Origin of the sequence: Arsenophonus sp. aPb, from assembly GCF_029873475.1 — a bacterium.
GTDB lineage: Bacteria > Pseudomonadota > Gammaproteobacteria > Enterobacterales > Enterobacteriaceae > Arsenophonus.
Genome location: NZ_CP123499.1, coordinates 2,497,744 through 2,509,401 on the forward strand (window position 1 = coordinate 2,497,744; position 11,658 = coordinate 2,509,401).

The following is an 11,658-nucleotide window of genomic DNA, read 5'->3' on the forward strand; positions in this document are numbered from 1 at the left end:
ATGCAATAACTTACTTACTAATATGCGCATTTTTACTGTAATAAGTCAAATCGCAATCACATATTTTTTATTATTATGGCTTACTATATGAAAACACAAAAGTTACTGAACGCGCTTGAAGAGCAAATTGAAGCATTATCAGAACAAATAAAGCCTATTGCACACTCTGCTTTTATAACATCACGTTTTGATCAAAAATTATTTTATCGAAAAAGCCATCAATTAAGCGATTGTTTATTTGAAATTAAGCAACATTTTAGTCAATTAAAAAATGCGGTTATCACTTCACGTTTAGAACAGGTTACTTTCTTGACAGAAAAAATTATTGCCCAAATTGGTGCAATAACGCGAGAATCTGCAACCCAAACATTAAGAGAACAAGAAAATCAACATAGCCAAAAAGAAAAAACCGTCGATCGCTATGAACGTTTAGTTCAACATCAAGATTATGAACGTCGTCTAATCGCAATGATAAATGATAGAGAACAACAATTAGATAAACAACAGTCATACGTTGCTTGCCAGAAACTGCAGCAAGAAATAGCTGCATTAACAGGAAGGTTAGTGAGATGCCGTCAGGCTCTTTCACGCATAGAAAGGGCAATTGAGCACGATGAAAATCAAAGTATCGAATAAAAAATAATATAGGTAATATTTAATGAATTTAGAAACTGCGCCATTAGAAATCCAAGTTGCCATTGATTTAATTTATATTCTAGAAATTAATCAAATTGAACCCACTACTGCACTCAAAGCACTTGATATTGTGAAAAAAGATTATGAGAATAAAAAAGCCAACACATTACTTACCAATGCAACTAAAAAACGTTGATATAAATAATGCAATTATTATTTTGCAGCATTATTAATCTCGATTGTTTTTATCACGGTGTTTTGCTCTCTTTCCAACGCCAAGAGTACGTTCAACTTCTTGCACAGAATCACCTTTGTTATTACGAAGGTGAACTTCTAACTGATTAAAAGCAATATCGATATTTTGTTCTCGACATAGGCTATCAATCATTCGATTGACTTCGTCCAATGTTGTACTTCTATCCGCTATCTGTCGAACATAAAAACGTAATTCATGATTAAGGGTACTGTCACCAAAATCAGTAAAAAATACTAATGGAGCAGGATCCGACATGATCTTGTTGTTACTTTGTGCTGCCTGTAACAAAATCGCTTTGACTTTATCAAGATCAGAACCATAAGCAACACCTAGCTTGATAATAATACGGGTTATAGTATCTGATAACGACCAATTTATTAAACGTTCTGTTACAAATGCTTTATTGGGAATAATGACTTCTTTACGATCAAAATCCGTTATGGTAGTTGCTCGAATACGAATTTTACTTACTGTGCCTGAAAAATTACCAATCGTAACGGTATCACCAATTCTGACCGGCCTTTCAAACAGAATAATAATACCCGAGACAAAGTTGGCAAAAATTTCTTGTAAACCAAAACCTAAACCAAATGTTAATGCTGCCGCTAGCCACTGTAACTTATTCCAGGTAACACCTAACATTGCTAATACGATAATTGTACCAATACCAATAATGATATAGGTTAGCATCGTCGTGATAGCATAGCTTGACCCCTGCCGAAGCTTTAACCGGGACAGTACTAAAACCTCTAATAAACCGGGTAGATTTCGCGTCATCACTAAAGCGACAATAAAAATAATAATCGCTAAAATTAAATCAGCCAGGGTAACCGCTTGTAAAGTGTGGCCAGCCTCATTTTGTACATTAGTGTGCCAAAGTTGAATACCATCTAAGAATGAGAAGATAGTAATGAAATCTGACCAAATCCAATAAAAAGCAACGATAAAGATCAGAAACAGTACCATACTGGTTAAACGTAGAGATTGTTGACTAATTAATTCAATTGACATTGGCGGTTCGGTAATTGGTTCGTTTTCTTGCTCTTCTCGCGTCATATTATGACGACGCTCTAATGCTCTTTTGTAAGCAAGCTTGCGCGCTGCAATAGATAATCCACGAATACAACTATGGTAAATAATATACCAAAGGAGTAATAAGTAGAGGCTATCAATCCAGCGACTGGAAAGTCGAAGAGTCGTGTAATAATAACCGACCATCATTAAACCAATTAACACCAGTGGAGAAAAAGCCAGTATGGTAATAATAATAGTACGAGTTAAATGCCCACCTTTTTGTTGCCAGATCCGACGGCAAAACGGCAAAGTAAATAGAAAAACTAAAAACAGGGATATTAATACAATTAATTGCCCGATGACATCATCCGCCAACCGCAAAGGATACATGACGCCATAACTTGACCAATAAATTAAAACAATCAACGGCAACATCAATTTCATCAAATGTTGACGTAACCAGGTCGTGTCTTTTTTAGCAATTAAAAAATGATTTTCTGCAATACCATCAGGTTTAAGAATATAAATACACCATCTAAATAACAGCCAAAATAGGGCTAATTGCAGAGCAAAACTCCAAACAAAATCACCATGGGGATTACCTGTTTTTAAAAACCAGTAACCAACTGCTAGTGCCATAAAAGCGCCAGGAAACGCCATCATTAGGGTTAAAATTAACGCTATCGGTGTATGTAATTGGTTATCTTTTTTGAATACTCTAACTTCCGCATTAATTTCTTTTAAACGTTGTTTAAACTTGCGATTCATCCAAAAAAAGAACAGACAAGCTAACAAAAGGGGAATAGTGACAACAGAAGAGTTAATTAGCCCTTTAAATATGCTAATTAATGATAATTTAAAATTAAAAGAGGTAATTTCTGCTTTCGCCGCTTCAGGAAAAGAAGTTAACCATGTCAGATCAATCGGTTTATTACTATTTACCCAAAAAATTTGCTGAGCTAATGTTTGTTCTAAAGAATCAATGACTCCCAGTAATTGTTGCTGATCTAACTGTAAATTAATCGCCTGAGAAATCTGATTACCCAACTGTACGTTTAATTGATCTAAAAGATCGCGGCGTATATCAATCAGTAACTCTAATGCCCGCCAGACTTCCTTCGAAAGAGGCATTGCCTTGCTCTTATCTACCATTGAATCACTTATTGTATCGGACAACTTATTAATATAATTAGAAGATTGATATAACTGGTCACGCTCTTGGTTAATATCAAACTGCTCTAACCGTAAATCGGCAATTAATGTTGGTAGATTTTTTGTTAACACATTAGGTGGCAAATTAATTTGTTTTTGAAAAAGTATGCGAGAAAGCAATAAACTTCCCCGTAAAACGGTAATTTGCTCTTTTAAATTACTCTCTACTTGTATGGCTCTTTCTAACCAAGATTTAACCCTTATCCCCTTTTGTACTAATTGGTTACTATCTTGGGTTACTGTGATCAAACGTTCACTTAGTGCTTTATTAATGGCTTTTTCATGTTTAATTATCGGATATTCTTCTACTTCCTGACTATTTATCGTTGAGCGTTGAGCTTCTTTAGCCGTTTCTTCAGAATAATTTAAGCGTTTATTATTAATAGCAGCCTGAACATACTGTATATCACTTTGAATTAACGCAATATAAGTTGCTGTATAATCACGTTGCTTCTGTAGCACATCTTGTAATTGAGTATTCGCTTCTAATGCATGTTGTTGAAATTTATTTTGCTGCTGCAGGTAAAATTGTTCGACTTGTAATAATCTTTGCAAAGAAGGCCGAATATCTTCATTGAAAGAGAAGTCATTATTTAGTTGGTAACGAATATCTTGTAGCCGTCGAGCATTTTCTAACATAATATTCATCGCTCGCTCTGGCTGGGTTTGTAATGCAACTAAGTTGCTATTAATATTGGCCAGATTTTCCTGTTGGTTTTGTAATACTTCTAATTTATTTTTTAATTGGCTCTCCAGTTGTGATAATGTTAAATGCTGATATTCAGTTTTAGTTTGCTCACTTTGTTGCTGTTCGCGTTTAATTTTAGCCAACTTTTCCAGTGCATTTCGCGCTTCTTTCGGCGCTTGTATAACTCTTTTTTGCATTAGATCAGCTTGCTTTTCTAATTCCGCTAATTCATCATAAAATTGAATTGCTTTTTTATAGTCAGCTAAAGCTTGGGTTTCAAGTGCAGTTAAATTGCTACGATTACTTAAGGCATTTAATTCGCTTTGAATAGTTTGCCGTGAAGTTATATTGGTTAAGGTAGCGCTCTCAACTAAGGTTGCATTAAAAAGAAAGAATAAACCACAAGACAAGGATAATATAGAAACTAACCGCTGGTAATATGCTCTGTTTTGCAACCTTCGACTAAATGAAAACATAGTAGTATCCACTGAGTTAGATTAAAAAATAAGAAAACAGTTAAAAATCTCTCCTTAGGATTTATTTCCTTGTCTTAAATATTATTATATCTAAAAAGTTAAAACTTTATTGGATGCTAACGTCCACTGTGCTAAGTCAACCAAAGTGCCGATGGTAACCCCTTTAATTAACGGTAATTCAGTGATACCTCGAGCATCAGTACATGTCTTACATAATTTTATTTCTACTTGCTGTGCAAGCAAGATTTCTAACATCTGTTTTAAATTATAACCTTCAACTGGCTTTTGATTAATAAGACCAGCAACAACTGCATCAGACATTAAAAAAATTTTCATTTCCGTTGTAACTGCCTGTTCCTTAACTGCAATCGCCAAACGTAGTGCATTAAAAAGATTTTCATTGCCATAAGCGGCACCATTAGCAATAATCAAAAATAGTTTTTTTTCTTGCATCAAATCCTCCTTAATTATGTAATAAAACGTTTCAACTGTTTCTTATCGATGGACTATATTTCATCATATCAATCATCGTATCCACGTAACGAATCGCATTTTCTTTGATATTAAAACTATCTGGTACACATAACCAATTTTCAAACAGGCCGGTAATTTCTGCTCGTATCATAATTGCTGCGCACTGAACATTGATATTGGCAGGCAACTGTTGTTTTTCCACACAGTCAGTTAAAAGAGTGACTAATCTTTGATAGTTAATCATATAAATTTCACGTCGTAATTCAGCAAACTGTGCCATTTCACCTATCAATTCACATTTATGAAAAAAAATCTCAGTTAGCGCCTTGTTTTTAGTATCGTCAAAAAAGGTAAATAAAATATAATGTAATAATTTTCTCAATACAAAAAGTGGATCATTAGGGTATTTTAACTGATACTTTTTCTGAGTTTCAGCTATTTGTTCATCAGTAAATTTACAAGCTTCAGAGAAAAGATCGACTTTATTTTTAAAATGCCAATAAATAGCACCACGAGTTACACCTGCAACCTCGGCTATATTAGATAAAGAGGTAGATGAAACTCCATACTTAGAAAATGTTCTAATTGCTGCATCAATTATTTCTTGGCGAGTTATTTTCGCTTGTTGCTTAGTTTTTCGTGCCATTTTAACTTACTTTCTTCTTATTGAAGTAAATTTACATACATTCATGTATGTTTTTGCAATAACATAAGAGATTTATAACATAATAATTCACCAGGTTTCAGATTTGAAATTGATATTTGAATATTGAGGTTTATTTATGCAAAAAAACAGAGGGGTTTTACCTCTGGTAATATTACTACTCTCAAGCTGTTTGATCCTGACAGCATGTGGCGATAATTCCCAGCAAGGTAATATTGCACCTCCAACACCTGAAGTTGGTGTCGTAACATTGGAAGTAAAGCCATTGACAGTAACAACTGAACTGCCTGGCCGTACTACTGCTTTTCGTATTGCCGAGGTAAGACCTCAAGTAGGAGGTATTATATTAAAAAGAAATTATACAGAGGGTAGTGATGTTGAAGCCGGCACTTCTTTATATCAAATAGATCCTGCTACCTATAAAGCCAATTATGACAGTGCAAAAGCCAATTTAGCAAAAGCAAAAGCCAATGCCGAAATTACTCGTTTAACAGTAAGTCGTTATAAACCTTTATTGGGAACAAATTACATCAGTAAACAAGAGTATGATACCGCAAACGCTAATTATGCTCAGGCGTTAGCTTCTCTTAAAGCCGCTGAAGCGGCAGTTGAAACTGCGCGTATCAATCTTGAGTATACCAAAGTAACTGCACCTATTTCCGGCCGCTCTGGTAAATCCAACGTCACAGAAGGTGCGCTGGTCTCGACCGGGCAAACTAGTGCGCTAACAACCATTCAACAGTTAGACCCTATTTATATTGATGTTACCCAATCCAGCGACGATTATTTGAATTTAAAAAATGAAATCGCTAGCGGCAATTTATCTAAAGAATCGCAGCAAGCACCGGTTAGCCTAAAAATGAATAATGGTGAAGTTTACTCACAAAAAGGTATTCTTCAATTTTCCGATGTAACCGTTGATGAAAGTACTGGCTCTATCACGATGCGGGCTATTTTCCCCAATCCAGAAAAAAAACTACTTCCTGGTATGTTTGTTCGTGCCGTTTTAGAAGAAGGCGTGAAAAAAAATGCCATCCTAGTGCCACAGCAAGGCGTAAGTCGGACGCCTCGTGGTGAAGCTCAAGTGATGATTGTTAATACCAATAATGAAGTTGAAGTCCGTACGGTAATTACTGCGCAAGCAATTGGTAATCAATGGTTAATAACTAAAGGACTTGAAGCCGGAGAGCGTGTCATTGTGATTGGGTTACAAAAAATCAAGCCAGGCATGAAAGTGATAGCTAAAGAGACATCGTTAAATCCAAATACAACAGAAAAATAAATTTTCTCCGCATAAGTCTTAAATTAAGGGAGTCGATAATTAATGCCTCAGTTTTTTATAGAACGGCCAATATTCGCGTGGGTAATAGCCATTATTACCATGCTTGCTGGTCTATTGGCAATTATCAAATTACCGGTTGCACAATATCCAACTATTGCGCCACCGTCTATCTCAATTGTAGCAACCTATCCTGGAGCAGACGCCACTACAGTCCAAAATACCGTTACTCAGGTTATCGAACAGAACATGAATGGAATTGATAATCTGGTTTATATGTCTTCAACTAGTGATGCAATGGGTAACATGTCTCTGACTCTTACCTTTGAAGCAGGGACAGATCCTGATATTGCACAAGTGCAGGTACAAAATAAATTACAATTGGCCATGCCATTACTACCCCAAGAGGTACAGCAGCAAGGCATTCATGTTAATAAATCTACCGGTTCTTTCTTGATGGTGGTCGCTTTTATTTCCAAAGATGGCTCAATGAATCAAGAAGATATCGCTGATTATGTTAACTCTCACATTAAAGATCCTATTAGCCGAGTAAAAGGTGTCGGTGAAACGCAATTATTTGGTACCCAGTACGCTATGCGGATCTGGTTAGATCCAGATAAACTGGTTAAATACAACATGGCGACTCAAGATGTCATCAATGCCATAAAAATTCAAAACAACCAAGTTGCTGCCGGCCAGCTAGGTGGGACACCACCGATCCCAGGCCAACGACTAAATGTTTCTATTATTGCTCAAACGCGGCTAAATAATGCCGAACAGTTTGCCAATATCCTGTTACGGGTTAATCCAGATGGTTCTCAGGTTCGCTTAAAAGACGTTGCCGTTGTTGAGTTAGGCGCGGAAAATTATAGCATTCAAGCAAAATATAATGGTACTGCGTCAGCCGGTATCGGTATCAAATTGGCAACTGGGGCTAATGCCTTAGATACTGCCAAAGCCGTACGTGCTACGCTTGCTGAAATGGAGCTTTTTTTCCCTAATGGATTAGAGATTGTTTACCCTTATGACACCACACCGTTTGTAAAAATCTCAATTAACGAAGTAGTGAAAACACTGATCGAAGCTATCATGCTAGTCGTCGTTGTTATGTACTTATTCCTGCAAAATTTCCGCGCAACCTTGATCCCAACTATCGCAGTTCCTGTAGTTTTGCTTGGTACTTTTGCTATTTTGTCTGCAATGGGATATTCAATTAACACGCTTACGATGTTCGCAATGGTGCTCGCTATCGGATTATTAGTCGATGATGCTATTGTGGTAGTAGAAAACGTTGAGCGTGTTATGCAAGAAGAGGGACTATCACCAAAAGAAGCCACCAAAAAATCGATGGGACAAATCCAAGGCGCACTCGTCGGTATAGCCTTAGTATTATCGGCGGTATTTATACCTATGGCTTTTTTTGGTGGCTCAACCGGCGCAATCTATCGTCAATTCTCAGTTACAATTGTCGCATCAATGGTGCTCTCTGTTCTGGTCGCGCTGATCTTAACTCCCGCCCTTTGTGCCACAATATTAAAACCTATCCCTAAAGGTAGTCATGGTAAACAGTCAGGTTTTTTCGGCTGGTTTAACCGGACGTTTGAAAAAAGTGCGCATCACTATACCAATAGTATTGGCCATATGCTTAGAGGTACCGGCCGTTACCTAGTGATTTATGTTATATTAGTTGCCGGTATGGCATTTCTCTTCCTAAAATTACCTTCGTCGTTTCTTCCTGAGGAAGATCAAGGAGTACTCTTGACGATGGTTCAGCTACCGCCAGGTTCAACTCAAGAACAAACTGTTGCGGTGCTTAATGATATTGACCAATATTATCGAACAAAAGAAAAAGAAAATGTTAAATCTGTCTTTACCGTAAGTGGCTATGGCTTCGCTGGACAAGGACAAAACATGGGTCTTGCTTTCGTCGTTCTACAAGATTGGAAAGAACGCCATAGCGATAAAAGTCACGTTTCTCAAATTATCAATCGTGCCAATCTTGCCTTTTCAAAAATACAAGAAGCTATCATTTTCTCTTTCAATATACCGGCCATACCCGAGCTAGGTACAGCCAGTGGTTTTGATTATGAACTTGTTGATCAAGGTAATTTAGGCCATGAGAAATTAATGGCAGCTCGTAATCAACTACTGGGACTTATCGCTCAACATCCTGATATATTGCAAAATGTTCGTCCTAACGGACAAGATGATACTTCTCAGTATCGTTTTTATCTTGATCAACAAAAAGCTGAGGCTTTAGGTGTATCTATCAGTGATATTAATGCAACCTTAAGTACTATGTTTGGTGGAATCTATGTAAATGATTTTATTGATCGTGAACGCGTTAAAAAAGTTTACGTACAAGCCAATGCCCCATTCCGAATGTTGCCCGCTGATATTGAAAAACTTTATGTCCGCAATAATCAAGGAAAAATGGTACCTTTCTCAGCGTTGATTGATCATAGTAAAGATCCATGGCTATATGGTTCACCACGTTTGGAACGCTATAATGGTTTACCTGCAATGGAAATCCAAGGTTCTGCGGCTCCAGGGAAAAGTACCGGTGATGCCATGTTATTAATGGAGCAACTTACTGAAAAATTACCTGAGGGTATTGGTTATGAATGGACTGGTATGTCTTACCAAGAACGTCTTTCTGGCAACCAAGCACCGGCTTTATATGTAATTTCTCTTATTGTCGTTTTTCTTTGTTTAGCCGCTTTATATGAAAGTTGGTCAATTCCTTTTTCTGTTATGTTAGTTGTGCCCTTAGGGGTTATTGGAGCATTACTCTTCACTTCAATTCGTGGATTAGAAAATGATGTTTACTTTAAGGTAGGCTTATTAACAACCATTGGCCTATCTGCCAAAAACGCCATATTAATTGTTGAGTTTGCGAAAGACCTAATGGAAAAAGAAGGAAAAGGGTTGATTGAAGCAACGCTAGATGCTGTCAAAATGCGGTTACGACCTATTTTAATGACATCATTAGCATTCATGCTTGGTGTTTTACCTCTCGTTATTAGTAACGGTGCCGGTTCAGGGGCGCAAAACTCTGTCGGTACAGGCGTGCTTGGCGGAATGATTGCAGCAACTACATTAGCAATCTATTTTGTTCCAGTATTTTTTGTCGTCATACGTAGACGTTTCACAAATAAATATTAACTTAGATAGGTTATTAGTAATATTTCCATTAAAAGGCCAGAATATCTGGCCTTTCATGTAAAAATATTTTTAATAAATGAAAAATAAATCTAAATATATGACTAAAACTTATTTTTTATTAAAAAAATAAATAATAATAAAATAACACAGTTATACTGTAACTTTTTGTATATATTTGATATTTTACTCTAGATTAGTTCTTTGATTAACATCATATAACAAAAAACTTTATACAGAGATAGTGACTTATGCGATAATAGTGCTATATTAATATCCAGTAGGTTGTTTGCATTACTTTTGCTATACTCACACAAGTATAAATTTTATAAATTATCTACATTCTTCTGATTGTTTACCGACAACCATTTATAATTTTGGCAACAATCATAATTAATAGTGTTTTTGATTTTATAAAAAATAAAACAATATATTAATTCAATGGTAAATTCTTCATCTTTAGCGGTATTATGCAATAAAAATGAGTAATAACCCGTAATCTGTGGTTTGAATGGAGGTGATTATGGATGAGTACTCACCAAGGAGTTATGACATCTTAGTGCTAAAGTATTTATGTGATGCTCTACATCGTGAAGCGATGTTAACTTTACATAGGACAAAAACCCATCGGAAAAATGATCTTGGTTCCGACCAAAACGTTAAATTTAATGTATTAATTGATCATATCACAGATTTTATTGGTCAATTTAAATTAAAATATCCGAATAACGTAAATCTTTTTATTTTTATTGACGAATATTTGGATGAAACTTATAACCTATTTGGTAAACCTGTAATGAGCCTAACAGATATTTCTGATTGGCAAAAAATGAATGAGCATTTGGCTGAAATATTAACAAATGATATAAAGTATTCATTAAGTAACACTTGACGCAACAGCCAATAACATTCATATTTTATACATCTATAATTTAAAGAAAGGAAATTATGACTAAAATTGACTATCTGATGCGCTTAAGAAAATGTACGACTATCGAAACATTGGAGCGCGTAATCGAAAAAAACAAATATGAATTATCTGAAGACGAACTTGAGTTATTTTATTCTGCTGCCGACCATAGGTTAGCAGAGCTAACAATGAATAAACTTTATGACAAAATTCCTTCGTCAGTTTGGAAGTATGTTCGCTAATAAGTCTTTCCTTTATCAGATAGGATATGGTTATAATTTTAGCCGATAGCCTTTATCGGCTTTTATTAGTAACTATATAACTTAAAATATTCATTCATAGCACGGATAGTTATATCGTGGTGTTGCTTACATTATTAGATTAAACAATGAACCATATTTATATTTTCGCTTAATGAAAAATAACTCTATAATTATCCTCTCTCAACTTTTACTCTTTTTTATTAATGAGCGCCATACTTAACCAATAACTATTCAGTAAAATAATCAAGATAATGCTATTTATTTTTTAATTAATAATTTAATTGCATCGTTAATTGAAATTTATAATTTTACATAATCTTATTTTTCTATAAAAACCAAACCAAAACTGGCAATTAGATTAAAATAAAAATTCATCAAATTAATCGAAATTTTTTCTCAATATAAAAAACTAACCATGTTGAATTAATTTAATAACTTTCAACATAAAAACAATTTTTTGTTAACTAAATTAATTTTATTTGCAAAAAGTATAAATATCTTAGAAGTTCTAAACTGGCGGAGTCCTGTCAGCGACATCCCGGCACATACATCCCTTGCTATGGCTGCTTCTTTCCAGACCTGACCAAGTTAACAAGTTAGCATTGCGGGAGAACCAACAGGACC

The 11,658-nt window shown here is 35.3% G+C and carries 9 protein-coding genes and 1 other RNA gene; 6 read left to right on the forward strand and 4 right to left on the reverse strand.

The window, feature by feature from the left end:
- The first annotated feature begins 87 nt into the window (after positions 1–87).
- Positions 88–636, forward strand: coding sequence for a primosomal replication protein (locus QE177_RS11125; protein ID WP_280549642.1), 549 nt, complete (start codon positions 88–90; stop codon positions 634–636).
- A 22-nt stretch (positions 637–658) separates the two neighbouring features.
- Positions 659–832: a DUF2496 domain-containing protein gene (locus QE177_RS11130; RefSeq protein WP_280549644.1), complete on the forward strand. Its 174-nt coding sequence runs from the start codon at positions 659–661 to the stop codon at positions 830–832.
- A 33-nt stretch (positions 833–865) separates the two neighbouring features.
- Here the strand turns inward: QE177_RS11130 and mscK are convergent, their stop codons facing one another.
- The 3 genes from mscK to acrR all read right to left on the reverse strand — a co-directional run bounded on the left by mscK (position 866) and on the right by acrR (position 5,402).
- Positions 866–4,282 (reverse strand): mechanosensitive channel MscK, encoded by a 3,417-nt coding sequence (gene mscK / locus QE177_RS11135; RefSeq protein WP_280549646.1) that lies wholly within the window; start codon positions 4,280–4,282, stop codon positions 866–868.
- 90 nt (positions 4,283–4,372) lie between these two features.
- Entirely contained in the window at positions 4,373–4,735 is a 363-nt protein-coding gene (locus QE177_RS11140) for a DsrE/DsrF/TusD sulfur relay family protein (RefSeq protein WP_280549648.1), read from the reverse strand.
- 31 nt (positions 4,736–4,766) lie between these two features.
- Positions 4,767–5,402, reverse strand: coding sequence for a multidrug efflux transporter transcriptional repressor AcrR (acrR, locus tag QE177_RS11145; RefSeq protein ID WP_280549650.1), 636 nt, complete (start codon positions 5,400–5,402; stop codon positions 4,767–4,769).
- A 136-nt stretch (positions 5,403–5,538) separates the two neighbouring features.
- Between acrR and QE177_RS11150 the strand changes: the two genes are divergently transcribed.
- The 4 genes from QE177_RS11150 (at position 5,539) to QE177_RS11165 (ending at position 11,013) form a co-directional block, all read left to right on the forward strand.
- Positions 5,539–6,702 (forward strand): efflux RND transporter periplasmic adaptor subunit, encoded by a 1,164-nt coding sequence (locus tag QE177_RS11150; protein WP_280549652.1) that lies wholly within the window; start codon positions 5,539–5,541, stop codon positions 6,700–6,702.
- A gap of 42 nt (positions 6,703–6,744) precedes the next feature.
- The gene (locus QE177_RS11155; protein ID WP_280549659.1) at positions 6,745–9,864 is read left to right on the forward strand and encodes an efflux RND transporter permease subunit; all 3,120 of its coding nucleotides are present in this window, start codon (positions 6,745–6,747) and stop codon (positions 9,862–9,864) included.
- A gap of 520 nt (positions 9,865–10,384) precedes the next feature.
- Complete coding sequence (gene tomB / locus QE177_RS11160; RefSeq protein WP_280549661.1) at positions 10,385–10,753, forward strand: Hha toxicity modulator TomB; 369 nt, start codon at positions 10,385–10,387, stop codon at positions 10,751–10,753.
- Between the two features lie 56 nt (positions 10,754–10,809).
- Complete coding sequence (locus QE177_RS11165; RefSeq protein WP_026821483.1) at positions 10,810–11,013, forward strand: HHA domain-containing protein; 204 nt, start codon at positions 10,810–10,812, stop codon at positions 11,011–11,013.
- Between the two features lie 543 nt (positions 11,014–11,556).
- Here QE177_RS11165 and ffs read toward each other — a convergent pair.
- An RNA gene (gene ffs / locus QE177_RS11170) (signal recognition particle sRNA small type) lies at positions 11,557–11,653 on the reverse strand.
- Positions 11,654–11,658: the final 5 nt, after the last annotated feature.